This window comes from Sorangium sp. So ce128 (assembly GCF_051525245.1).
GTDB classification, from domain to species: domain Bacteria; phylum Myxococcota_A; class Polyangia; order Polyangiales; family Polyangiaceae; genus Sorangium; species Sorangium cellulosum_B.
On record NZ_CP150313.1, the window covers coordinates 7,011,296 to 7,037,297 of the forward strand.

General features: G+C 73.9%; 14 protein-coding genes. 6 read left to right on the forward strand and 8 right to left on the reverse strand.

The annotated features are described in order from the left end of the window. Positions 1 to 43 precede the first annotated feature (43 nt). Positions 44 to 532: a hypothetical protein gene (locus WME82_RS26635; protein WP_438037589.1), complete on the reverse strand. Its 489-nt coding sequence runs from the start codon at positions 530 to 532 to the stop codon at positions 44 to 46. A gap of 357 nt (positions 533 to 889) precedes the next feature. After that, positions 890 to 1,267: a hypothetical protein gene (locus WME82_RS26640; protein ID WP_438037590.1), complete on the reverse strand. Its 378-nt coding sequence runs from the start codon at positions 1,265 to 1,267 to the stop codon at positions 890 to 892. Positions 1,268 to 1,531: 264 nt separating this feature from the next. Here WME82_RS26640 and leuA point away from each other — a divergent pair, with 264 nt between their 5' ends. Continuing rightward, the gene (gene leuA, locus WME82_RS26645) at positions 1,532 to 3,223 is read left to right on the forward strand and encodes a 2-isopropylmalate synthase (protein WP_438037591.1); all 1,692 of its coding nucleotides are present in this window, start codon (positions 1,532 to 1,534) and stop codon (positions 3,221 to 3,223) included. Between the two features lie 369 nt (positions 3,224 to 3,592). Then, positions 3,593 to 5,164, forward strand: coding sequence for a glycoside hydrolase family 43 protein (locus tag WME82_RS26650; protein ID WP_438037592.1), 1,572 nt, complete (start codon positions 3,593 to 3,595; stop codon positions 5,162 to 5,164). A 140-nt stretch (positions 5,165 to 5,304) separates the two neighbouring features. On the opposite strand, the gene WME82_RS26655 is transcribed toward WME82_RS26650, so the two are convergent. Then, positions 5,305 to 7,389, reverse strand: coding sequence for a TonB-dependent receptor (locus WME82_RS26655; RefSeq protein ID WP_438037593.1), 2,085 nt, complete (start codon positions 7,387 to 7,389; stop codon positions 5,305 to 5,307). A 340-nt stretch (positions 7,390 to 7,729) separates the two neighbouring features. On the opposite strand from WME82_RS26655, the gene WME82_RS26660 reads away from it, so the two are divergent. The 4 genes from WME82_RS26660 (at position 7,730) to WME82_RS26675 (ending at position 12,890) form a co-directional block, all read left to right on the forward strand. After that, a complete protein-coding gene (locus WME82_RS26660) occupies positions 7,730 to 8,476 on the forward strand; it encodes an RNA polymerase sigma factor (RefSeq protein WP_438037594.1) in 747 nt (248 codons plus the stop codon). Next, positions 8,473 to 9,441, forward strand: coding sequence for a hypothetical protein (locus WME82_RS26665; protein WP_438037595.1), 969 nt, complete (start codon positions 8,473 to 8,475; stop codon positions 9,439 to 9,441). Before WME82_RS26660 ends, WME82_RS26665 begins: the two co-directional genes overlap by 4 nt. Beyond that, entirely contained in the window at positions 9,438 to 12,314 is a 2,877-nt protein-coding gene (locus WME82_RS26670; RefSeq protein ID WP_438037596.1) for a CHAT domain-containing protein, read from the forward strand. Before WME82_RS26665 ends, WME82_RS26670 begins: the two co-directional genes overlap by 4 nt. 93 nt (positions 12,315 to 12,407) lie before the next feature. Beyond that, the gene (locus tag WME82_RS26675; protein WP_438037597.1) at positions 12,408 to 12,890 is read left to right on the forward strand and encodes a hypothetical protein; all 483 of its coding nucleotides are present in this window, start codon (positions 12,408 to 12,410) and stop codon (positions 12,888 to 12,890) included. 185 nt (positions 12,891 to 13,075) lie between these two features. On the opposite strand, the gene WME82_RS26680 is transcribed toward WME82_RS26675, so the two are convergent. The 5 genes from WME82_RS26680 to WME82_RS26700 form a co-directional block, all read right to left on the reverse strand. Beyond that, on the reverse strand, positions 13,076 to 14,743 hold the full coding sequence (locus tag WME82_RS26680) for a LamG-like jellyroll fold domain-containing protein (RefSeq protein ID WP_438037598.1): 1,668 nt from the start codon (positions 14,741 to 14,743) through the stop codon (positions 13,076 to 13,078). A 251-nt stretch (positions 14,744 to 14,994) separates the two neighbouring features. Next, positions 14,995 to 16,476, reverse strand: coding sequence for a cytochrome P450 (locus WME82_RS26685; protein WP_438037599.1), 1,482 nt, complete (start codon positions 16,474 to 16,476; stop codon positions 14,995 to 14,997). Positions 16,477 to 16,576: 100 nt separating this feature from the next. Further along, positions 16,577 to 18,124: an SDR family oxidoreductase gene (locus WME82_RS26690; RefSeq protein WP_438037600.1), complete on the reverse strand. Its 1,548-nt coding sequence runs from the start codon at positions 18,122 to 18,124 to the stop codon at positions 16,577 to 16,579. 30 nt (positions 18,125 to 18,154) lie between these two features. Then, on the reverse strand, positions 18,155 to 18,889 hold the full coding sequence (locus tag WME82_RS26695) for a 4'-phosphopantetheinyl transferase family protein (protein ID WP_437911417.1): 735 nt from the start codon (positions 18,887 to 18,889) through the stop codon (positions 18,155 to 18,157). Next, entirely contained in the window at positions 18,886 to 25,593 is a 6,708-nt protein-coding gene (locus WME82_RS26700; protein ID WP_438037601.1) for an SDR family NAD(P)-dependent oxidoreductase, read from the reverse strand. Before WME82_RS26700 ends, WME82_RS26695 begins: the two co-directional genes overlap by 4 nt. Between the last annotated feature and the right edge of the window lie 409 nt (positions 25,594 to 26,002).

Sequence of the window (26,002 nt, forward strand, 5' to 3'; positions counted from 1 at the left end):
TCTGCCGAGGGATAGCTCCCGTCTTGCCGGAGAGGTCGCTCGATCAAAATCGACCGACGAGGCCGAGCCCGGCGCTGCTCGGTCCGAGCGCCATCGGCGTCGGGAGCACGAACGGCTGGTTGACGTCGTCGCGGACCAGCACCCTTCGCGGCACGACGAGGCCTGGCACGAGCAGGGCGGCTCCCGTGATCTGGACGAGCCCGTCGAGGACGAGCGCCATGGTCTCGAGGTCGTCCTGCCGGGTCGTGGCCAGGGTGATGAAGGGGCCCGCGCACGGCACGAACAGCGCCGCGTAACCCGGGGAGCCGCGGTATACCGCATCGCCGCCGCCGATCGCGGTGAACAGGTAGACGGTTCCGAAGACGATCGCGCCGCTGATCACGAGCCCCTTGCGGACGCGCGTCTCCGGATGATAGCCGGGCAGCACCGGCTCGCCCTCCCTCCAGGGGAGCACCTTCGGGCCCGCGGGCGGGGCGCCGTAAAGGCCCGGAGGCGGAGGAGCCTGCAGCGCAGGCAGGGATTGTGTCTGCATGGCCGGCGCAGCAGGCGGTGCGTCGTCGTCCGCGCGCGCCTGCCCGGAGCCGGAGGCAGAGACGACAACCCCGGTCGCGACAGCGAGCGACCATCGTTCAAGCGATCGTCGATTCCACATATCAACCCACCCTCGCATGCGCCGTGATCTCGCGCCCGGAGCGACCGACAGACGATGATACACGAGGAGGCTTTGATCATAGCCTTAACATTCACACTGGCATCCGCGCCCCGCGCGTCGCAGCACGAGTGTGCGCGCGCACGCACATGCACCGTCCATGTCCGTCGCGCCGCTACGTACCGGTGGAGCGCGCGATCTCACCCTTCGCGATCGCGCGCAGGCAGGCACCGCGGCGCCTCACGGATCACCAGCCTCCGGCGGCGGAGCAGCCATATCTGAAGGAATCGTCGAGCTATCGTCGAACTCCTCGAAGGAGCGCGGAGACGTCGAGCTATGGTCGTCGAACTCGTCGCGGAGGAGCGCGGAAAGGGAATTCCTTCTGACCGGCTCATAGAACGGATCGCTTTCACCGAGGCGGATCATGGAACGCAGGTAAGGATCGAGCTCACCGGGCTCGAACCGACAGAGCCCGATCGCATGCCAGAAGGCGCGCCATCGATGCTCGCTCCAGGCATCGTCATCGACACTACCGTACAGTTTTGTCGCGCCAACCGGCATCGCCGTGATCCCCCCGTTGCGCGCCAGCCGAACGCCGGGCAACGGCTGCGCAATCACACAGCACGCGACGTGCCCGCCCCCTCACGTCGCGGGGCTGGACAGGCGCGCGAATGTTCGCTAGGCTGCACCTCGATGTCCGTCCCTCGCGCGCGCTCCCTACGCCCCTGCCTAGGCCTACGGCCCGGGGGCCTTTGCGCGCGCTGCTGACGACGTCGCTCCTCGCAGTACGGCCCCCCTCGGTTTCCTTGGTCCCGATGGGGGTCCTCCGCCGCGTCGTCGTGTCGTGACGACTCCCATCGCCAGCTTTCAGGGAGTCCTGTCATGTCCACGATGCCTGTCCACAAGTACAAGCCCTTTCAGCCCATCCATCTGCCCGATCGCCGCTGGCCCAGCCGCGTGATCGAGAGCGCGCCGCGCTGGTGCAGCGTGGACCTGCGCGACGGCAACCAGGCCCTGGTCGAGCCCATGGGCCTCGAGCGCAAGCTCCGCATGTGGCACGAGCTCCTGCGCATGGGGTTCAAGGAGATCGAGGTGGGCTTCCCCAGCGCATCGCAGCCCGACTTCGACTTCGTGCGCTGGATCATCGACCAGGGGCTCATCCCGGACGACGTGACGATCCAGGTGCTCACCCAGGCGCGCGCCGAGCTGATCGAGCGCACCTTCGAGGCCATCCGCGGGGCGCGCCGCGCCATCGTCCACCTCTACAACTCCACCTCCACGCTCCAGCGGCGCGTGGTGTTCGGCCTGGATCGCGCGGGCATCGTCGAGATCGCCGTGCGCGGGGCCCGGCTCGTGAAGGAGCTCGCGGCGCGGTCGCCCGGGACCGAGGTCGCGCTGGAGTACTCCCCCGAGAGCTTCACGGGCACCGAGCTCGATTTCGCGAAGGAGATCTGCGAGGCCGTGATGGACGTCTGGGAGCCCACGCCATCACGGAAGATCATCCTGAACCTGCCCGCCACCGTCGAGATGTCGACGCCCAACGTGTACGCGGATCAGATCGAGTGGATGCACAGGAACCTGAAGCAGCGCGACAGCATCGTGCTGAGCGTGCACCCGCACAACGACCGCGGCACCGCCGTGGCCGCGGCGGAGCTGGCCGTGATGGCGGGCGCCGATCGCGTCGAGGGCACGCTGTTCGGGAACGGCGAGCGCACGGGCAACGTCGACGTCGTGACGCTGGCGCTCAACCTGATGTCCCAGGGCGTGGATCCCGAGCTCGAGATCCATGACGTCCAGTCGATCAAGGAGACGGTCGAGCACTGCAACCGCCTGCCGGTCCACCCGCGCCACCCGTACGTCGGCGAGCTCGTGTACACGGCCTTCTCCGGGTCGCACCAGGACGCGATCAAGAAGGGGTTCAAGGCGCTGCGCGAGGGCGGGAGCCCGCTCTGGGAGGTGCCGTACCTGCCCATCGATCCGCAGGACGTCGGCCGCAGCTACGAGGCGGTGATCCGCGTGAACAGCCAGTCGGGCAAGGGCGGCGTGGCCTACGTGCTCGAGCACGACCACGGCTACACGCTGCCGAGGGGGCTCGCCGTCGAGGTGAGCCAGGCCGTGCAGCGCAGGGCGGAGCGGACCGAGGGCGAGGTGCAGAAGGCCGAGATCCTGGCGATCTTCGAGCGGGAGTACGTGAACCGCGCAGGGCCGCTCCGCGTCACCCGGTACAGGCGCGTCGGCCAGAGCGCGGACGAACGACACGAGTTCCATGTGCAGATCCGAGGCGCCGCCCACGTACTGAGCGCCGCCGGCGGCAGTCCCGTCGAGGCGCTCGCGAGCGCGCTCTCGCGCCACGCGGGGATCGCGATCGCGGTGGAAGAGCACGCGGCGCACGCGCTCCCGAGGAGCGCCGGCGACGAGACGGCGGCTTACGTGGCCATCTCGGTCGGGCGCAAGCGCAGCTTCGGGGCGGGGACGCACGGGGACGCCGACATGGCGTCGCTCGCCGCCGTGGCGTCCGCGTGGAACCGCGCGCGGCCGGCGGATGCGGCGCAGCTCGCGGCGGCAGCGGAGTGAGCGGGCGCGCGGTCGCTCAACCTCGCCGGAGGCGCCCGCGCAGCGCGACGAAGCGCCTGGACGCGCGCGCGCGCGGTGCTACCCTCGCGCGCCGACGGCGGAGCTCCTCCGGCGGGTCCGGCAGCGCGGCCACAGACGGCAGACGCGGGAACCAGCAGGGGCGACGTTGCAGACGCCACGTTCCCTTATGACGCCTTCTCCCCCACGCCGCATCCCGAGCTGCCTGTGGACACGCACCTCCGGTGCCTCACTCCAGCGCGCGAGCGGGGGGACCTGGGCAGGGTGCGCCTGCGGTGCCGGGCGTATCCGTCGAGCTCTGGAAGCAGGACTGGCTGCGCTGGAACACAACGAGACAATCAAGGTGAGTGAATGAGCAAGGTGGAAAATCCGGCACTGAGAGGGTTCAACCCCGATCCGTCGATCGTTCGCGTGGGCGACGATTACTACATCGCGACCTCGACGTTCGAGTGGTACCCGGGCGTCCAGATCTCCCACTCGAAAGACCTCGTCAACTGGCGGGTGGTCGCGCGGCCGCTGGAGCGGTACTCGCAGCTGGACATGCGCGGCAACCCCAACTCCGGCGGGATCTGGGCGCCGTGCCTGACCTACGCGGACGGCTTGTTTCACCTCATCTACACGAATTCGCGACGCTGGGCGGGGTCGTTCAAGGACGTCCACAACTACCTGGTCACCGCGCCTTCCATCACCGGGCCGTGGTCGGAGCCCGTGTACCTGAACAGCTCGGGGTTCGATCCTTCGCTGTTCCACGACGACGACGGCCGCAAGTGGCTTGTGAACATGGTGTGGGATCACCGGCCGGGCAACAACCCGTTCGGTGGGATCTTGCTCCAGGAGTACAGCCCGAAGGAGAAGAAGCTCGTCGGTCCGGTGGAGAACATCTTCCGAGGCACGGCGCTCGGGCTCGTGGAGGGGCCGCACCTCTACAAGCGAGACGGCTACTACTACCTGCTCACCGCGGAGGGTGGCACGTTCATCACGCACGCCGCGACGGTGGCCCGCTCTCGCTCGATCCACGGCCCTTACGAGGTCATGCCCAACAATCCGCTCATCTCCAGCGCGTCCCACCCCGAGCTGCAGCTCCAGAGCGCCGGTCACGGTAGCTTCGTGGAGAACAAGGACGGCTCGTGGGTGTTCGCGCACCTGTGCCGTCGCCCGCTGAAGAATGGCCGGTCGACGCTGGGACGCGAGACGGCGCTCCAGGGGATCACCTGGGTCGAGGGGTGGCCGCGGCTGACTTCGGGCGGGCAGGTTCCGCTGGACGTCTACGAGGGGCCGAACCTGGCTCGCCACGAATGGCCGAAGACACCCGAGCGCGACGACTTCGACAAGCCCGCGCTGGGGATCGAGTGGCAGTCGCCGCGCGTGCGGCCGGCAGACGTGAGCAGCCTCGCCGCCCGACCCGGGTACCTGCGCCTGATCGGGCGCGAGAGCATCACCTCGAACTTCGAGCAGAGCCTCGTCGCGAAGCGCCAGCAGGCCAAGCACGTGCAAGCGACGACGTGCATGCAATTCGCCCCTCAGCACTTCCAGCAGATGGCGGGCATCGTTGCGTTCTACAGCACGGACTCGTTCTACTATCTCTACGTCTCGCGGGCGGAGCACGCCGAGAAGGCCCTTTCGCTCATGAAGTGCGAGCGGGGGAACCTGACGTTCCCGGTCGAGAAGGAGTACGTGCTGGACGGGGCGGAGAACATCTTCCTGCGGCTCGAGATCAAGGACGATCGGATATCGTTCTTCTACTCGCGGGATGGCGTCACCTACCACACGGTGGGGTGGGAGCACGACGCGTCGATCCTGTCGGACGAGCACGCGGTGCCCTGTGGGTTCACGGGCAATTTCGTCGGGATGGCGTGCCAGGACCTGGCCGGCACACGCCTGCACGCGGACTTCGACTGGTTCGACTACCGCGAGATCGGGTGACGTCCACACAGGCGACAGCCTAAGGAATCCCCTTAAATTCTTCGGCAAATTCACAGGGAGGCGAGGAGACGGGGAGGGAAATTTTCAAATACTCCCTGACTCCCCACCTCCCTGTTCAATTTCTCCGCTGAAAAGGGCTGCTAATAGGCCGGCTCCGGCGCGCGCTCCTTGCCACGGAGGTGGATCTGGAGCGTCAGCATCCACGCAGTCGGCGCCGCGACGAGCACGTGCGGCGACGGCGGCGGGGGCGCGCTGTCCTTCACGAAGCTCGAGGCGTAGACGTACTGCGCGTCGTAATACTGCAGGCCGAGGAGGTTCGTGCCGTTCAGGGCGAGCTCCATGCCGCGCCACCCGACCGCCGCGACGGCATCGAGGCTGACAGCGTCCTTGCCGTCCCGCCCGCCCGGGAGGGAGCGACCCGCCATGCCCTCGACGCCGGCGCCCACGCGGACCGTCACCTCCTTGCCGGAGAGCCGGCCGACGACCCCCGAGGCGAACACGTCGTCGCGCAGGACGAACGCCGGCGCATAGGGCACCGGGTCGCCCTCCGCGAAGCGCGCGTCGGACCCGGTGAAGCGAGCGTGGGTGTACGTCCCGCTCAGGTGCGCGCCGAACGGGCCGGAGCGCGCGCTCATCACGACCTGCGCGCCTGCGCGCACCGACGGCGGGGCCTCGACGTGCTGCCGGGACGCCGCGTCGAACACGCGGTCATTGCCGAGCCACGAGCCGAACCCCACGGCCGAGCCCTGGAAGGTCTTGCCAGCCTTGAGCCGGACGCCCGCCTCGACGCTGCGCACCTTGGTGAACGGCACGCGCTCGCCCTCGTCGAGGTCGCGCGCCTGCGGGGAACGGAACCCCTCGCCGTAGCTCGCCACGAGGTGCACACCGCCGCTGACCGCGATGTCGGCCATGGCCTTGCTCGACACGACGAAGCCCTGCGCGGTGCGCTCGAGCCCGGCGTTGCTCGTGCGATCCCGCACGCCGTACGAGAGCGAGTCGAGGCGCGCGCCGCCACGGACGACCACGCGCTTGATCGGGTAGAGCGAGAGATCGGCATAGGCGGCCACGTTCGTGGCGTCGATCGTTGCGTCGACGAGCGCGGCGTTCTTCGTGCCGTCCTCGAACAGGCGCGCGTCGGTCTGGTCGACCGTGTCCACGCGCGCGTAGGCGCCCATCTCGATGGAATCGCGCTTCGAGGTGATCTCGACGCCATGGCGGTAAAGCACCGTGAGGCCGAAGGTCGAGGCGTCGTTCACCATCTCGCTGTCGTCGCTCCGGACGATCGGCTCGCCGGCGAGCTGGTCGAGCGCGTACCCGGTGAGGTTCTGGTGAAACGTCGTCTTGGTCTTGCCCGCGAAGCCGCCGATGCCCATCGTGCCCTCGCCGAGGCTCCACAGGACATCGGAGCCGACGAGCGCCTGCGATGTCCTATCGCGGCCGAGCGGCCGCTGCGCCGCGTAGGGGTCGGCGCCCCGCTCCACGGGGCCCTGCGGCAGGTAGCCGGGAAAGTCGAAGCGCGCCGAGCCGATGGCCACCGTCGCGCGGAACTGGACCTGGTTTTCGCCCCCGCCGAGCTGCCCGACGAAGGAGCTGCGCTCGCCGCCGCGCACGCCGCCCGGCCCGTCCGTGGCGTCGGTCTCGAAGGCCGCGAACGTGTCCATCATCTCGTCGTGCTCGGGCGCAAACGCGATGAGGACACGCCTCGTCCCGAACGAGCCGACTCCCCCCTTCAACCAGAAGCCCGGCGCCTCCAGGCCGAGATCCATGCGGAGCGAGCCGGCGACACCGAAATCGCCTTGCCTCGGGTCGTGAGGGCCGCTGGCGATCCGGACGGAACGGACCACCTCCGGCATGATGAGGCGCATGTCGGCATATCCAGGAGCACGGATGTGCGAGACCTGGTTCATCGGGATGTTGCCGGCGAAGATCTCGACGTCTTGACCCGAGGTGCCGTCGAAGCCGCGCAGCGACAGGTGCGGCGCGCGACCGGGCAGGCCGCGATCGCTCATGAAGACGCCCGGGAGGACCCGCAGCACGTCGGCGACCGAGCCGTGCGGCGCCGCGGCGAGGACCTGCGCGTCCGCCTCGACGTCGGAGGCGCTCCGGGCCGGCGACTTCGCCCGCACCCTCACCTCGAGGGGCTCGTCCTTGGGGGCACAGGCGTCGATCTCGGCCTGGGTCGCCGCCTCGCGGACGCACCGCTCGTAGCTGTCGGCGCGGGCCACCGACGGCCACAGCGAGGCACAGAGGAGCGGGACGGCGACGGCCAGCGCTCCTGTCGGCCCGAGCCGCCGTGATGGCCATCCCCTCGAGCCCCGTCCCCCGCGGTGCCTCATGAGGCGATGATACAGACAACGAGGCCGGAGCTTGGGTGAGAAGCGTGGGAAGCGTGGGAAGCGCGGGAGGCGCGCGTCATGACCTTGCGACCTCGCGCCTCGCCCGACGTCGCCGGGTAAGCGTGCCGCGATCGATTGGATTTCGATTCCAGCCAACGGCCCGCGCGGGCCGCGCGGCGGAGACGTGGCCGGATTGACGGCCGTGTGGAGCGCGTTTATCCGTGCGCTGATGGCCCCGAGCTCTCCCTTGCCCGCGCAGCCGCGGACGATCGCCGAGGACGCGCGGCGGGGATCCCCGGGCGCCGCTCCGCCGAGCCCGGAGGCCGCGCTCATCGCGCGGGCGGTGGCGGGAGAGCCGGCCGCGGTGAGGGCGCTCGTCGACCTGCTGACGCCCACCATCCAGGAGCGGGTGATGCGGCCGCTGCTCCGCCGCCGGCGGGCCGCGGGGCACCGCGACGTCCGGCAGGAGGTCGAGGACCTGACCCAGAGCGTGTTCCTCTCGCTCTTCGCGGACGGCGGGCGCACGCTGCGCCAGTGGGACGCCGGCCGGGGGCTGCCGCTCACGAGCTTCGTGGGGCTCGTGGCCGAGCGCGAGGCGTGCTCGATCCTGCGCAGCCGCCGCAGGAACCCCTGGACCGAGCAGCCCACCGAGGACGACGCGCTCGAGCGCGCGGACGGCGCCTCCGTGTCGCCGGAGCCCGCGGCGATCTCGCGGGAGCTGCTCGCGGCGATCGCGCGAACGCTCCGCGATCGGCTGAGCGAGCGCGGGATGGAGCTCTTCTACCTGCTGCTCGTCGACGAGCGATCCACCGAGGAAGCGTGCACCATCACGGGCATGACGGCGGACGCCGTGTATGCGTGGCGGAGCCGCATCGCCCGGCTCGTCCGGCAGATCGCCGCGGAGCTCGCGGCCGAAGCAGAGCCGAGAGGGCGCGGCGCCTCGCCGAGCGCGGCGAGCCCGGGAGGGGGACGATGAACGGCGACGATCTGCTGAAGGCGCTGGCGCGCGCCGCGCGCGAGCACGACCGGGCGAGCGATCCGCGCTGGTCAGCGAGGGCGCTGGGGACGCTCGAGGCCGGCGAGCGCGATGCGCTGGAGGCCGAGGCGCAGCGCTCTCCGGAGGACCGCGAGGCGTGGGAGGCGTCACGCCCGCTGGACGGCGAGGCGCGGGCGAGGATCGCAGACCGGATCCTGGCCGGGCTGCAGGCGAGCGCGGGCGAGCGAGGCGCGGAGACGGGAGGCGCCGCCGCGGCGGCAGGCCCGTCACCTCCGGGACAGCGCGCGGCGGCGGCGCGCGGCGGCCAGGTGCTCCCGCTCCCGCGAAAGCCGGGCCGAGCGCCCTGGCGGATCGCGGCGACGGCCCTGGCGGCGGCCGCCGCGGCGGTCCTCGTCGTGCGGCTCTCGCTGGAGGGCGACAGGCACCATCCGCGCGGCCTGCTCGACGATCCGGGCGCGGTGGCCATGCTCCCGGTGCCCGCCTACGCCATGACGCTCGCAGGCGGCGAGGTCCGCGAGCGCTCCGCCTCCAGCGGCGCCGACGCGACCGCGCGGCTCGGGCCCGGATCGAGGCTCGAGATCACCCTGCGGCCCGCAACCCGGGTCGACGGCCCCGTCGCGGTGCGCGCCTTCCTGATCCAGGGCGAAACGGCGCGCCCCTGGGACGTGCACGCCGACCTCTCGGAGCAGGGCGCTGCGCGCATCGAAGGCGACACGGAGACGCTCTTCCCTGGAGTGCCCGAGGGCGAGTGGGAGATCGCGATCGCGATCGGACGGCCGGCGGCGCTGCCAGACAGCGCGGCCGGACTGGCGCACGCGCGGCCGTCCGAAGAAGAAAAAGATAATAAATTCAGAATCTTGCGATTCAACGTGCTCCTCCTGCCGCGCGCAGCGCCGCCCCCCCTCCCCACCGCCCGACCCGCCGCGCCCTCGAAGGACCCATGACGCGCTGGCGAGCGCTCCGGCCCGCGCTGGGCGCAGCGATCCTCGGCGCGGCGGCGCTGGCGCCGGGATGCGACGCGCGCCGCCCGACGGGGACCGCGGCCGCGGCGACCTCCGGGGCGTCCGCGGCCCTGGCGACCGCCGCGGCGCCCGCGCCGCCCCTCGAGGTGGAGTTCGCCGGCTGCAGCGCCGTGCACGCCGGACCCGCCTGCGCGCTTCCAGACGACCGGACCCTCCGCATCTGGGTGAAGGCCCCCGCGGACGCCCGCGTCGCGATCGCCGCCGACGCGGCCGCCGCGGCGGACACCCCGCTCTCCGCGCTCGATGGGGCACGCGTCCAGGGAGGCGTGCTGGCGCGCGTCCCCGTCCCGGAGGGCGCCCGCGCCCTCTCGGTGACCGCCGAGCGGGGCGGCGGGCGCGCGTCGTTCCGCCTGGAGCTCCGCCCGGCCATCGACGCGCCCCGGCTGAAGGAAGCCGAGGCGCTGCGCCGGAGCGGCGACCTCGACGCGGCGTCCTCGGCGCTCGACGCGCTGGCGTCCGGCGCGGACCCCGCCGTCCAGGCCCTGGCGATCGGCAAGCGCGCGCGCGTGGACCTCGCGCGCGGCAGGATCCCGGAGGCGATCGCGGGCTTCGAGGCGTCGATCCGGGCGCACCGGGCGGCGGGGCGGATCTCCGACGAGTTCCTCGACCGCTTCGCGCTCTCGTACGCGCTCCTCTTCAACGGGCGCAGGTTCGCGGAGGCGCGGGCGGCGCTCGACGCGCTCGGGCCGCTCGAGGCGAGCCATCCGGAAGGGCGCGCGGTGAAGCCGTACTACGCGGCGCTGCTCGCGTCCGAGGCGGGCGACCTGCGCGCGGCGCTCCGGCAGCTGGACGCGTCGGCGGCGGGCGCGGAGCGCCTCGGCCTGAGCGACCACCGGCTGCACGTGCTTCAGGAGCGCGCCGACGTGCTCCAGACCCTGGGCCGACCGCTGGAGGCGCGGGCGCTGCTGCGCGACGTGCAGGCGTCCTCCCCCGCCGGGAGGGCCCCGTGCGAGCGCGCCTCCCTGCTGAACGACCTCGGCTGGAACGCCCTGCAGGTCGCCTGGGCGAGCGGCGGGTCCAGCGGGCCGCCCGAGGGCGCCGAGCGGCCTCGAGCCCTCGCGGACGCCGAGTCGCCGCTCACGGCCGCGCTCGATCTGTACGGGGCCGCGTGCCCGAAGCCGGCGAAGCGCGCGAACGCGCTGACGAACCTGGCCCTCGCCAAGCTGGAAGCCGGCCAGACGGACGCGGCGCGCGCCCTCCTCGACGAGGCCCGGCGGACGGACGCGCGCCCCGACGCCGGCGTGGCGATGTACTGGCTCGAGATCGAGGGGCGCGTCGCGCTGGGCAGCGGCGATCCAGCGAGCGCGCTGGAGATCTACGGCCGGCTCGCGCGGCTCGCGGACGCGAGCGAGCTGCCGGAGGGCCGCTACCGCGCGGCGCTCGGCCGCGGGCGCGCGCTCGAGGCGATGGGGCGGCTCGACATGGCCGCCGTGGCCTACGAGCAAGCGGAGGAGCTGCGGGGCGACCTCGGCGCGCTCGTGCCGCTCGGGCAGGGCCGGGGCGGTTACCTCGGCCGCCTCGAGGAGAGCGCGCGGCGGCTCGTCGACCTCCTGCTCCGGCGCGATCCGCGCCGCGCCGCGCGCGCCGCGCGGCGATCACGCGCGCGGGCGCTCGCGGCGCTCCGCTGGATCGACCGCATCGAGGCGCTCGGCGGCGAGGAGCGGGCGCGCTGGGAGCGCGCCCTCGCGGCGTACCACGACGCGCGGGCGGCCTTCGACGAGGAGGGGCGCGACGACTGGCGGCTCTCGTCCGACGAGCTCGAGGCGGTCCGTGTCGCCCGGGCTGCGCACGGGCGGTCGATCCGCGCGCGGCTGGAGGAGGCGCTGCTCCTGGTGCGACAGGGGGAGCCCGCGGCGGTGGAGGTCGAGGCGGCGCCGGCGCTGGACGAGGGCGAGCTGATGCTCGTGGTCCATCCGATCCGCGAAGGATGGGCCGGCTTCGCCGTCACCGGCGGCGGCGTCGTGGCCAGGCGGCTGCCGGCGCTCGACGCCTCGGCCCCCGCCGCGGCGCTGGCCCCGCGGCTGCTCGCGCCGTTCGATGCGCAGCTGCGCGCCGCGACGCGCCTCCGCGTCGCCGCCCATGGCGAGCTCGCTCGCGTCGACTTCCACGCCCTGCCCTGGGACGGCGCGCCGCTCGTCGCGCGCATGCCGGTGACGTACGGCCTGGATCTGCCCCGGGGCGGCCCGCGGCCCGCGGAGGGCGCCGGCGCGGGGCGAGCGCCGGAGCGCGCGCTCGTCGTCGCGGATCCGCGGCGCGATCTGCCGGCCGCGCGGCGCGAGGCGGACGCGGTCGCGGCGGCGCTCACCGGCAAGGGGCTGCGCGTCGAGCGGCTGTCGGGCGGGCTCGCCACGCGCCGCGCGGTGGCCGGCGCGCTGGAGGAGCCCGGGCTCGCGCTCTTCCACTACGCGGGCCACGGCGTCTTCGGGGGCCTCGACGGCTGGGACAGCAGCCTCGCCCTCTCCGGCGGGAGCGAGCTCGCCGTGGGCGACATCCTGGCGCTGCGCCGAGCGCCCGCGCGGGCGGTCCTGTCCGGCTGCGACACGGCGCGCACGGAGGCGGCGCCCGGGGCGCGGGGGCTCGGGCTCGGCCTGGCCCAGGCGCTGCTGATCGCCGGGGCGCGCTCGGTGATCGCGGCGTCGCGCCCGGTCGACGACGCGCTGGCTGAGCGGGTGATGGCCGCGCTCTACGCCGGCGAGCGGGGAGAGCCGGGCGAGCAGCTCCGCGAGGCGACCCTCGCGGCGCTGCGCGCGGATCCGTCGAGCGACTGGGCGAGCTTCCGGGCGCTGGTCCCCTGACAGCCCCGGAGAACGCTCGAGATCTGTCAGAGGCCGGGAGGCGACGGCGAAGAACAGCTCGACCCCGGAGACGGCCTACGGAGGATGTGAACGATGCGTACCTCGATTTTCGGTCTGAGCGCCCTTGTCCTCACCGCGTGCGGTCCATCGATGGACGCCACGCCCGTCGAGTCGGCCACGGAGACCGGCCAGGCGGCGCAGGCGCTGTCATTCGGTACGCGGCCGCAGCCGCAACGCCGGATCAAGGACGAGCCCATGCAACCGGCAGATCCTCAGTGCGGCGCGTGCGCGGCGTACGTCCTGAGCGCTCGGACGCTGTACCTGTTCATCGCGCAGAGGGAGTCGATGCCCAACGTCTCGATGACGCTTTACTCGACGAGGGGTGTGCCGCTCGCGACCTACAAGGTCGCTCCGAAGCCCGACGGCTCCGCGAAGGCCCTCTACGCCCTGAACCAGGGGCTCGTCAAAGACGTGGGATGGGCCACCGTGCGATGGCTGGACGAGGGCGTGACGCATGAGCTCCGCGCAGGCGTGCAGACGACGTGGGGCGGGTGGGCCGTCCTGGGCCAGCAATGACGGTCGGAGGCTGAAGAGAGGTCGCGCGCAGGGCCGTCGGAGCGAAGAGCGACGGCCCGCGCCGCACAGGCGCTGCGCGAGAGACCGCGACGGCGCCTGCCAGGGTTGGCGGGCGCCGTCGCTCGAGGTGGCCAGCGATGACGCCGCTCGTCAGCGCCGCGGCGTCACCTCGAGAACCGCCCCCTTCATGGATGGAAGTTCACCGGCACCTTGTTGCTCGCGCCGCTCCCGTTGCGCACGCGGATGTACCCGGGGCCGACGCCGCTCGGGACCTGCACCGTGAGGCTCGTCGCGCCGATGCTGGTCGGGCTGGCGAGGGCGGTGTGCGTGGCGTCCACGAACTCGACCTGCGCGCCGGGCCCGAAGCCCGAGCCGGTCAGGCCCACCGTCGTGTTCCAGTGCATGACGTCGGCGTTGTTGAAGTCGAGCCAGAGCCCGCCGCGCACGAACACGCCGGACGAGAGCATCGGGCTCTCCTGGAGGATCATCTGCTCGTGATCGAGGAAGTCGGTCGTCGGATAGTCGCCGTGCCACGCCATGATCGTCGTGCCCGAGTAGCCGTCCGGGTGGTGCAGGCCGAACGAGTGCCCGAGCTCGTGGGCGACGGTCCCCTTCGGCACGCCGCCGCTGCACTGCCACGTGGCGTATCCGCAGTGGAGCGCGAGCGGCTCCCGCACGCCGGAGAGGGGCTCCAGCACCCAGTCGCCCACGAGGGCGAACCCGGTGTAGTCGCCATAGAGGTTGGCGCCCGCCCAGCCGCCGCCGCCCTGCGCGAAGACCAGCGTGGACTGCCGCGCCGGGAAGCCGCCGACGGCCTGTGACACCGCGTTGAGCCAGTTCGGGAGCTCCTGCGGGTTGCTCTGGCAGGCGCTCGTCGGCGTCGGGCCGCAGCGCATGGTCAGGTAGTTCTGGGACGAGCGCACCGGCTGGACGAAGCCCACCAGGTGGAACGAGCCGCCCGACTCCTCGCGGTACCAGCCGCGCAGCTCGTCGAGGTACGTGTTGATGGCGTCGACGTACTCCTGGTGATACGGCTGGTCGCTCGGATAGACGTAATACGCCCTCACCGGGTAGACCTCGCCCCCCGCGAGCTGCGCCACCTGCGCGTCGCTCAGGGCCTGCTGGTAGAGGCGGACCTCGTCGATCAGGCCATTGTAGGCGTTCCAGCTGGGGTGTCCGCCGATGACGATCGGCCGCGTCGATTGCTGAAGCGCGCCCGACGCGGGCGTCGACGCGCGGAGCACGCCGTTGACGTAGAGCTTGAGCGCCGCGCCGTCGTACACGCCGGCGACGTGCGCCCACGCGTTGGCGACGGCCGGGGCATGGACGATCGCGCGCCGGCCGGCGCCTCCGTCGGGGAAGGCCACGGAGAAGAAGTACTTGCCGTTGTCGATGCCGAGCAGGAACGAGTCCGCGGCGTACCACTGGTTGACGATGGTGCGGCTGCCCGTCACGCTCCGCGGGTTGACCCAGGCCGCCGCCGTGATCCGGTCCTGGAAGTGGAGGTAGCTCCTCCCCTCGCTGCTGATCTCCACACGATCCCCTGCCCCGTCGAAATCACCGGCCGACAGGGACCATCCGGGGCTGCAAAGGCGGCGGCCGGACATCACGCCGAACGCCCCCCGGCCCGAGTCCTCGCGAACGCGCGTGATCGCGCCGGCCGCGCAGGTGTCGAAGCTCCAGTAGGCCGCCGGCGTCGGCAAGCTGGCCCGGTCCGCGACGAGCGGGCCAGAGGCCGCGGCTATCGTCTCGTCTTCAGGCTCATCGGCAGGACCGGCCGCGACGCAGCCCGCGAGGCTCGCCGCCAGGGTGAGGACGATCGATCGAGATACCGTGAGCATGGGGGTCCGCATGGGAAGGGATGCCTTTCTCGCCTGGAGCGCGCGCTCTCCTCGTCGGAGCGCGCGGCGCGCCGGCGGCGCCAGTGCCGTGAAAGAAGGCAGCGCTCAGGGGTTCGTCCCGAGCCGTCCGCCTGCCTGCCTGTTACTTCGCCGCGGCTCCCCGGGGCCTGACATGGACCGAGAAAAAAATGATGGCCGGGGCTCCACCCGAGAGAAGAGGCCGGGCGGTCGCGCCGCCGGCCAGGTGCGCCGAGCCCAGGCCCTCAGGCCCGGGCGCTGTACGGGCAGCCGTGAGCTCGCATGGCGGCCGCCGCGGGCTCCGTCACCGCAGGCTCCGCCGCCGCGGGCTCCTCCCGCCCTGCCGGCGCCGCGCGTACGGCGCTCGACGGCTCCCGCCGTTTCAGGATCATGCGCATCCCGTTCACCGGCTGCAGCGAGATGAAGCCGCGGCAACGCGGGTCGAAGCCGGGGACCAGCCGGAGCCGATAACGCTGCAGCGCCATCGCGACCATGATCTTGCCCTCCAGCTGCCCCATGAACTCCCCCAGGCAGATCCGCTGGCCGGCGCCGAAGGGGATGAAGGCGAGCTTGTCGTCCGCGCTCCGCCGGTGGTTCGCGAAGCGCTCGGGCTTGAACTCCAGCGGATCGCTCCAGAACTCCGGGTGCCGGTGCGTGACCCACGGGACGATGGCCACCGTCGATCCCGCGGCGACCTGGTAACCGCCGAGGGCGTCGTCCTCCCGCGGGCTGCGGAGGATGAACGGCACGGAGGGCAGGAGCCGGAGGCACTCGTTGAAGACCATGGTGAGGTAAGGCATCGACTCGATGTCCCTGGCCGTCGGAGACCGGCCGCCGAGGACGCGATCGATCTCGTCGGTGAGGCGGGCGCACACCTCGGGGTGCTGCGCGATCTGGTACAGCGCCCACGAGGCGGTGACGCTCGATGTCTCGTGCCCGACCATCAGGATGGTCTTGATCTCGTCCCGCAGCTGCGCGCGGTCCATCTTGGCGCCGGTCTCGGGGTCGACGGAGTTCATGAGGCGGACGAGCACGTTGTCCTCGCCGCCCGCGCCGCGCTGGTAGCCGTCGATGATGCCGTCGATCACGGTGTGCACGCGGTCCATGGCCCGGCGGAAGCGCAGGTGGCTGGGCAGCGGCCAGGACAGGGGCGGGTTGACCAGCGAGTACATCCGCTTGAGCGCGATCGAGAGCGCATATTTGAACGCCTCGCGGACGGTGTCCGTGTGGGCCTCCAGCGCGGCGCCGAAGAACGCCTCGCCCGCGATGCCGAACGTCACGTCCATCATGTCGTCGTTGATGTCCCGCTCGAACTCGCCCGGCTGGGCGTCCCAGCGCCGCAGCACGGCGTCCATGTGGTCGACGATGAGGGGGACGAACTTGAGCGTGTTGGCGTGGTTGAACTGGGGCTGCACGTGCCTGCGCTGGCGCCGCCAGAGCTCGCCTTCGCTGTTCACGAGGCCCCAGCCCAGCACGGGCGCGAGCTCGTGGTAGCGCTTCCCCTTGGGGTAGTTCCGGGCGTTCGTGCGAAGGACGTGCGCGATGTCGTTCGGATGAAACGCCATGACGAAGTCCTCGGCCCCGGGCGCCCGCAGGCGCACGACGTCGCCATAGCGCGCGAAGAGGTCCTCGTAATGACGCATGTTACCGGTCCTGAAATTCGCCAGGTACCGCAGGCTGGCGAGCGGGCCAGGGCCCGGGGGCTGCCGATCGAGCGTGGCACTCATGATTCCTCCTTCTTCGCGAGCTCCAAGGAAGCTGACGTGAGCTGTTCCGCGCGGACCGGCGCCGGGCGCACCCCGGCGCCGGTCACCGTCATCGCCGCGGTCAGATGCACAGCGAGCCTCCGCCGTCGACGGTGAGCGTCGCGCCGTTGATCCTCCGCGCCCCGTCCGAGAGCAGCAGCAGGACGGCCTCGGCGACGTCGTCCTCGGTGCAGAGCCGGCCGCCCGGCGTGCGCGACTCCCAGTACGGGAGGATCCGCTCGTGATCCGGGTAGTTGCTCGTCACATGGCCGTAGATCGGCCCGGCGGAGACGCAGTTGACCTGCACGTTGCGCGGGGCGAGCTCGACGGCGAGCGCGCGCGTGAGCGACTCCACCGCCGCCTTCACGGCGCCCATGGCGCCGAAGTGCTCGAGGTACCTCGACGAGCCGTTCGACGAGAGCGCGACGATCCGCCCGCCGCCGTGGCGCTCCATCAGGCGCGCCGCGCGCATGGCGCACAGGTGGTAGCCGATGACGTTCGTGCGGAAGGCCAGCTCCCAGTGCTCCGGGGTCGTCTGCTCGAGGGGGCCGAAGCGGCCGTTCGACGCGTTGCTGACGAAGTGGTCCAGCTCGCCGACGTCGCGCGCGATCGCGTCGAAGAGCCTGTCGATGTGCGCGGGGTTGGCGACCGAGCCCCAGACGTGCACCGCGTCGCCGCCGGCCCCGCGGATCTCGTCGGCGACCGCCTCGCCGTCGTCCCGCGAGTGGAAGCTGTTGACGACGACCCGCGCGCCGGCGCGCCCGAGCTTCGCGGCGATGGCGCGGCCCAGCCCGCGGCTCGATCCGGTCACGAGGACCGTCTTGCCCGCGAGCGCCACCCCGGGGGCAGGGAGCGCCCGCTGCGCCGCGGGGGCCAGAGGGGCGCGCGCCGCGGTGACCGGCGCGGGCGGCGCGGATTCGACGAGGCGCGCGAGATCGCCGACCGTGCGGGCCTCGTCGAGCGCCACTTCGAGCGCGCCCGGCTGGGCGCCGCGCTGCCAGAGGAGCGCGCGGAGCTCGTCGCGGCGGCGGCGGTCGACCCCGAGGTCCTCCTCGAGCCGCGCGTCGGGGACGAGCAGATCGACCGGGTGGCGGGTCGCGTCCGCGAGCGCCTGGACCACGACGTGGAGCGCCTCGCCCGCGTGGCCATTGGCGTGCCTTCCGGCCTCCATATGGCCATTGGCGTGCCTTCCGGCCTCCACGTGGCCATTGGCGTGCCTTCCGGCCTCCACGTGGCCATTGGCGTGCCTTCCGGCTTCCACATGACCATTGGCGTGCCCTTCAGCTTCCACGTGGCCATTGGCATGCGCTCTGGCCTCGACATGGCCATTGGCGTGGTTTCCGGTCTCCACGTGACCCTCGGCGTGCTCTCCGGCCTCCGCGCTCGCCGCGATCGTTCGCGACAGGAACTCGCTGACGCGGGCCACCGTGCGCAGCTCGTCGGGCGCCGCCTTGAGGGCGTTCGGGAGACCGAAATCCGCGCGCAGCGTCGCGAGGATCTCGCCGCGCTTCACGGAGTCGATGCCGAGGTCCTGCTCCAGATCGGCGTCGGCGACGACGACCGCGTCGGGGTAGCGCGTCATGCGCACGAAGACGGAGCGAACATGGTCGAGGAGATCATGAGATTGCATCGTCGAAACCTCGTATTTGGTAAGTGCCATTCATCCGAGAGCGGCGACCGGCGGGACCGGGACGGCCGCGACGAGCGCGAACGCACCGGTCAGCACGGCCCGGCCGAAGAACTGCCCGCCCCGCGCGCCCAGCGCGAAGGAGCGGACCGAGGGCTGCGCGAGGCGCGCGCCCCCCGGCGGGAACGCGACGTCGATGTCCTGGAACGAGAACCGCGCCGGCAGCGCGAGCGCCCCCGTCTTGTAGAGCGCCTCCTTGGCGCTCCAGAGCAACGTCTCGAGGGCGGCGCGCGGGGCGCCCGCCGCGGCGCCCCGCGCGAGGCCCTCGCGCTCGCGCGGGGTGAAGTGCTCGTCGGCGAAGCTCGCCGCGCGCGCCTCGACCCGCTCGACGTCGACGCCGACCGCGCGCGCGGTGGTGACCGCGGCCGCCGCGAGCTCGCCCGCGTGCGAGAGCGACAGCGCGAACGCGCCGTCCTCGAAGCGCGGGCGACGGCCGCACGGCCCCGTCACCGCGCAGGCGAGGTAGTCGGCGCGCGGGTGCGCCTCGAGCGAGGCCGCGTCCAGCGCGACCAGCGGCGCGCCGCGGCCGGCGGCGAGCTCGAGGCGCAGCCACTTCGCCGCGACGCGCGCGCACGCGGACTGCGCCCGCCGGGCCGCGACGCGCTGCGCGGCGCACGCGCGGCGCTCGCCGGCCGTCAGGTAGGGCTCGAGGCGCGCCGCGGCCTCGGCGTCCGCCCGCGCGACCGCGATCGCGAGCGGCGGCGTCACGGCGCCCCCAGCGTCAGCGTCGCCTGCGCCGCCGGGCGGGCGTCCGCGGCCACGCGCCCCACGGCGCGCCCCTCGAGCCCCTCGACCTCCAGAAGCACGCCGCCCGAGGGGTCGAGCGCCTGCGCCCACGCGCCGAGGACGCGGTCGCCCGCCGCGGTCGGGACCGTGGCGACGAGCCGGATGGGGACGCCCGCGTCGCGGAGCGCGAGGTCGTTGGCCGCCGTCCCGAAGCGGATCCGGTCGACGCCGCCCGCGGCGCACACCGGGAACGCGCCCGCCTCGTCGCGGCGCAGGGTGCCCAGCGACAGGAGCGCGTCGAGCAGCAGGAACGGCGTGGCGGCCCCGCGCTGCCCTGCGAGGGCGCCGTCGGTCGTGAGGCGGAACCGGGCCTCCTTGAGCGCGGCCCCGAGCACGAAGGTGCCGAGGTGATCGAACCAGCCCGCGTGCCGGACAGGCGAGCCAGGGTTCGCGTAGGGGTCGCGCACCAGGGGCCCGTCGACCCGGCCGACGTGCCGCGGAGCCAGGCCGTCGCGGTCGACGTGGATCGGGCCGAGCTCGACCACGCAGGTCGCGAAGACCACGCCGGCGCGGAGGGTCACGCCCGACCGGTGGACGAAGTCGCCGCGCACCTCGACGGCGCACGCGACGCGGCCGCCGGCGAGGCGCTCGCGGCGGATCGTCACCGCGCGCACGTCGCGCGGCGCGTCGTCGGCGAGGCGCAGGAACTCGAGGAAGCGCACGTCGCGGACCTCGCGGACGAGCGCGCCGCCGCCCGAGGTCGCGAGCGCGTGCCGGACGGCCAGGTCGACGAGGAACGCCCCGGCAGCGACGGCGCTCGAGCGCGCCCGGTGGTCGGAGAGCCACGGATCGACGCGTGGATCGAGCGTCCACGCGCTCGCGGACGCGCCGTCCGCCGCGACCACCACATCCGACGCATCCGCCTCGACGATGCGGGGGGCGAAGCGCTCGATCTCGCCGTCGCTGAGCAGGACCTGGGCCGCGCCGGCGGGCGGCTCGGCGACGACGTCGAGGAAGATCTGCCTCCCCTCCTCCGGCTCGACGCCCCGGAGCCCGCGCGCCGCGCCGAGCGCGCTGTACTCGGACCCGGCGGTCATACCGACGCCGTTCCAGCCGAGCCACGCGATGCTCGACCACGGGCCCGCGCCCGCCTCGGCGGCGAAGTACGCCGCCGCGCGGTTCATCGCCTCGTTCGCCGCGCCGTAGTCCGGCTGCCCGTCGTTGCCGAGCACGCTGAACGCCGAGGTGACGAGGTGGACGTGCGGGCGCGCGTCGGGCAGGTGGCGCGCGAGGGCGCGGCGGAGGTGGGCGAGGCCGGCGAGCTTCGTGTCGACGATCCGCTCGAACAGATCGAGCGGCTTCGACGTGAGCCGGCTCGACACCTGGATGCCGGCGCCGTGCACGACCAGATCGACCCGGCCGTACGCCGCCGCGACCGCCGCGACGGCGCGGTCGACGTCCTCGCCGCGCGTCACGTCGACGGCGTGGTAGTCGACGACGCGACCACCGGCGCCACCGGCGCGCAGCTGGGCGAGGACCCGGTGCGCCTCGCGCGCCGCGCGGAGGCGCGCGTAGCGGTCGCGCAGGACGCCCATCCGCAGGCCCGGGCTCTCGCGCAGGGCCTCGGCATAGAAGTCCCGCTCGTACGCGTCGAACGCCGCGTCGGTCATCGCGAGCGCGCGGGCCGGAGCGTCCTCCAGCCGCGAGCGGCCGAGGAGCACGGCGCGGCAGCCGAAGCGGTCGAGCAGGCCCTCGACGAGCTCCGCCGTGATGCCGCGCGCGCCGCCCGTGACGAGCACGACCGAATCGGCGCCGAGCTGCGGCACGGCGCGCGCGCGCGGCCTCGCGGAGGCGCGGGCGAGCTGCACGGCGTGCCGCGCGCCGCCGAGATCGACCACCTCCTCGGGAACGGCGGGCCGGGCGCGCCGCCACTCCTCGGAGAGCGCGCCGAGCGCGGCCGCGGCGTCGCGCGCGTCGGTGTGGACGACGCGCACGTCGCCGCCCGGGAGCTCGCGCGCCAGGGACTTCACGAAGCCGCCGACCGCGCCGCTCACCGGCGCGAGCCGCCCGTGGAGGTCCACGGCGGAGGCGACGACGGCGGCGAAGGCCACCTCGCCGCGCGAGATGGCGCCGTAATAGCGGCGCGCAGCGCCGAACAGCGCGCGCAGCGCCGGCCTGTACGAGCCCGGCGCGCCGTCGACGAACGCGAGCGCGTCGGTGGCGCGGGTGAGCACGACGACCGCATCGACGTCATCGGGGGCCAGGGCCGCGAACGACGCGCCGAGCCGCGCCTCGTCGCGGGCGTCGAGCGAGGGCGCACCGCCGGACGCCTCGGCCCCAGGCGCCGCGAGGTCGCGCGGGATCCCGGGCTCCGCGGCGCCGGACGCCTCCTCGACGGCGAGCGCGAGGACGCGCGCGCGCTCCTCGTCGGAGCGGGCGGCGCGCCGCACCTCCGCGGCGAGCGCCGCGTCGGTGCAGACGTAGAGGACGCGGGACGGGACGCGCGCCGCCGGCCCCGTCGCCGGCGCGGGGGCGATCTCGGGGACGAAGCCGTGGATCGGCGTGCCCGTCGCGAAGCCCGAGGCCGCTCGCGCCGGCGCGACCGTCGCGGCCTCGGGAGGCGTGACCTGGACGGCGCGGGGATCGGACGGCCAGCGCACCAGCGCGGCGCCGTGCGCGCGCGCGCCGCGGATCGCCGCGTGGAGCTCGACGGCGCCCTCGGCCCCGCGCAGCCGCGCGCTCGATCCGCCGACCGCGAGCTCGCGGGCCGAGGGGCCGCGCCCCGCCGCGCCGGCGGCGCCCTCCGCCGCGCCGGCGACGAGGTGCAGGCGAGCGAGCACCGGCCAGGCGTGGCGCGCGGCGGTGTCCTCGGTGCACAGCGCGACGAGCAGCGCCGCCTCGCCGACCGGCCGCGGGTCACAGCTAGCGGACGCGCCCCGCGCGACGTCGTCGCTGAAGGCGTTGACGGCCCCCGCGAGCACGACGTCGCAGTCCTCGTCGAGCACGAGATCGGCGGCCGCGAGCGCGTCGAGCAGCGAGGTCGCCGAGGTGTCGACGACGAAGTTCGGCCCGCGCAGGCCGAAGACGTTGGCGACGCGCCCGGAGATGACGTTGGGCATGTTGCCCGGCTGCGTGTACGGCCCCGTCGCGGGCGATCCCGCGCGGAGCGCGTCGGCCGTCGCGGAGGCCAGCGCGGGGCTGACGCCGCGCGCCCGGAGCGCCCGCGCGACGCGGTCGGCGAAGATGCGCTCGTTGGCGCGCGCGCCGCGGCGCGTCTTGCCCTCGTGGCCGACGACGACGCCGATGCGCTCGCAGAGCTCGCGCGCGGGCAGCGCCGAGAGCGCCTCCTCCGCGGCCATCGCCGCGAGCAGCTGCGTCGGGTCCATCGCCTCGAGGGCGTCCGGGAGGACCGGCGCGCGGGCCGGCAGCCGGAGCGCGCCCTCGTCGAACGCGAGGGCGTCCGACGGGGCGCCCGCGGTCGCGCCGCCTGTGGCTGGGAACACGGACCCGAGCCCGACGACGCACAGCGCGCGGCTTCCTCCGCGCGGGCGCGCGCGCGGAGGGTGGCGCTCGGGGCGGTGCTCCTCGACGACGAGGTGCGCGTTGGTGCCGCCGAAGCCGAAGCTGTCGAGCGCGGCGCGCAGCGGGGCTCCGCCCTCGGCGATCCAGGGGGCGGCCGCCGTCGGGATGGCGAACGGCGAGCGCGCCAGATCGATGCGCGCGCTCGGCGCCTGGAACCCGTGCTGCGGGAAGAGCGTGCGCTCCCGGATCGCGAGCACGACCTTGATGAGCGACGCGACGCCAGCGGTCCAGCCCGTGTGGCCGAGCAGCGACTTGACGCTGCCCAGGGTGATGCGCGGGGCGCCGGCGTCGCTCGCGAACACCTCGGCGAGCGCCTGGAACTCGGTGGCGTCACCGACGGGCGTCGCCGTGGCGTGCGCCTCGACGTACTGGACGCTCCGCGCCTCGACGCCGGCCCGCGCGTGGGCGCGCCGCATCGCCAGGGCCTGCCCGCGGCGCTGCGGCACCGTCACCGACGGGCTCGGGCCGTCGCTCGACAGGCCGCTGCCCAGGAGCACGGCGTCGACGCGATCGCCCCGCGATCGGGCGTCGTCGAGCCGCTCGAGCACGACGACCGCGGCGCCCTCGCCGAACACGACGCCGTCGGCGGACGCGTCGAAGGGGCGGCTGCCGGTCGCGGAGAGCCCGCCGAACTGCGAGAACTGGCACGCGTTCGTCGGGCCGGGCTGGTAGGCGCCGCCGGCGATCACGACGTCCGCGAGGCCGCGGCGAAGCATCGCGGCGCCCAGATGCACCGCGTGCATCGACGACGCGCAGGCCGCGTCGACGAGGACGGTGCGCGCGCCCTCTCCCACCACGTCGCGCACGACGCGCGCGAGCGGCTCGAGGTGGCCGCGGCACGCCGCGCGCCGACCGGCGTCGAGCCCGAGCTCGGCCGCCAGCGCGCCCGCCACGGCGGCGCGGGCCGCCTCGTCCGCGGCGGCGCCGTCGAGCGCGCGCTCGACGCCGAGCAGCAGCGTGGCCTCGTCGTGCTCGATCGAGCCGTCGGCCGTGGACCCGAGGAGGCACACGATCCGCAGGGGCGCGTCGCCGCGGAGCGCGGCCGCGTGCGATCGGGCCTCGGCGAGCGCGCACGCCAGCATGCGGGCCGTCTTGGGCAGCCGCTCGAGCGCGCGCGTGTCGTAACCGGTCTGCTCGGCGTACGGGCCGAGGGCGTCGACCGTGCCGACCAGCAGGCTGTAGGTCTTGTCGGCGGCGCGGCCGCGGTTCAGGAAGTCGGTCGCGAGCTCCGGGTGTCGCTCGCCGGTGTCGGCGATCCCGCACGTGCCCGCGAGCAGCTGCGCGAGGTAGGCGTCGACGCCGCCGGCCCCCGGCAGCACCGCGCCCATGCCCACGATCGCGATCGGCGTCGCATCCGCAGCGGCGGCGGCGGCCTCACGCGGGCTCCCGGCGGCGGGGCTCGCGGAGCTCGCGGCGGCGGCGGGGCTCGCGGCCTCGCGCGGGCGGCGGCCGTCCGGCTCCTCCTCCGGGCGCGGCGCGACCGCCGTGAGCGCGCGCCCCGCGGCGCGCAGCGCGTCGATCACGCGCCGGTGCTCGGCCACGACGTCTTCTCCGGCGCGGAACGCCGAGATCACGCGCAGATCGGGCCCGGACGGCGCGCTCCGCCGCGCGAGCGCGGTCAGGGCGCCGCCGCCGCCGCACTCGACGAAGGTGCGGACCCCCGCCGCGTGGAGGTCGCGCACGGCCGCCTCGAAGTCGAGCGGCGTCACGAGGTGCATCGGGAGCAGGCGCGCGGGCGCGAGCGGGCCGTCGCCGTAGTGGACGCGATCGATCGGCGAGTACGTGGCCAGCGCGGGCCGCGCCGCGCCGGCGCGCGCGAGGGCGCTCGCGAACGGACCGACCGCCGGCGCGAGCAGCGGCGAGTGGAAGGCGTAGCGGCTCGCGAGCACCGTCGCGCGAACGCCGGCGCCGGTGAGCCGCCGCTCGAGCGCCGCGATGCCGTCCGCCGTGCCCGACGCGACCGCCTGATCGGCCGCGTTCACCACCGCGACGAACACGTCGTCCCGGCCGAGCGCACGCACCTCGTCGCGCAGGCGCTCCGCGCCGGTGTGGGCGGCGAGCATGCGGCCGGGCGGCGCGCCGCGGAGGGCGAGCACCCGGCGGCACACGACCTCGGCGGCCGTCGCGAGGGGAAACGCGCCGCCCGCGGCCAGCGCGGCGATCTCCCCGAGGCTGTGCCCCGCCACGACGTCCGGCTCGAGCCCGGCGGACCGGAGCAACGCGACGGCGACGTGGTCCTGGACGAGGATCCCGAGCTGATCGAGATCGACGCACGCCTCCAGGGCGGCCCGCGCCTCCGCCTCGCCCGCGGTCACGAGCGCCGCGAGCGAGGCGCCGAGCAGCTCGCGCGCCGCGGGCTCGGCCGCGGCGACGGCCTCGCGCGCGGCGTCAAAGCGCGCGTGGAGCGCTCGCAGGAGCCGGAGGTCGAACGAGCCTTGGCCCGGCAGGAGCAGCGCGATCTTGCCGGCGACGCCGCCGCCCTCCCGCGCGGCCTCCCCGGAGCGCCCCTGCGCGGCTTCCCCGCCCGCCGCGGCCTCCGCATCCCACCGCGCCCTGTGCGGGCGCGCCTCGTGGAGCGGCCCCCGCGCGACCTCGGCCGCGTGCCGGAGCAGGCGCTCGGGGAAGAGCTCGCGCAGCGCGGAGCCGCCGCGCAGGCAGAGCTCGACGAAGCGCTGGTGCGGCACGCGCTCGTCGAGGGCCCCGACGTGCGCCGTCACCGACCTGGGCAGCGGCGCGAGCTCGTCGCTCGCCGCGGAGACGGCGACGATGCGCTGGTAGCCGCACGCCACGGGCTCACCGTCGAAGCGGACCGTGCGGAAGTAGCCGTACGCGCTCGAGCGCGTCACGGCGCCGAGGCTCATGAAGATCGCGACGCGCTCGCCGACGCGCACCGGCGCGAGGTTCCGGCTGTATCCCTCGGTGGTGAGCAGCCGGATCGCGGCGCGATCCTCCTCGTGCGGGAGCGTGCCGTCCGCGGCCTCGGCGAAGTAGAGCGTCTCGCGCGCGATGCACTGGAAGCGGAAGTTCGTGAGGTAGTGATGGCTGCCGTAAGCCATGCTGTCCTCGAACTTCACGCAGTACGGAACGACGAAGAACTCGCCCATAGATCCTCTCCACGCAGCCCGCCCACGCGCGGCGTCGACGCACGCCTGGCACCGCGTGCCAGCCGATGGTTCGTGCGCTCCTCACCGCTGCGCCGCTCGGGCCGTTCTAATAAGTGTACCTACACGTAAATGCTCGGAGCGCGCCGCGGGCCCATGGCCCGGCCGCGCGGGTGATGCCGCGATGCTCGCCTCGGCGCCGCCATGGCCCTGGCGACTGCTGACCGATCGATCGAGGGATCGGCCAGCGCGCGCCGGGGCCGCCAGGACCGCCGACGCCGAGCAGGCGTCGTGCGGACGAGGCGGATCCACGCCGTCGAGGACGAGATAGGTGTAGCTACACCTGAACGGATGTCAAGCCGCGATCCTGGCCGCGATTTGACGGACCCGGTTGAAACAGTGTAGATACACT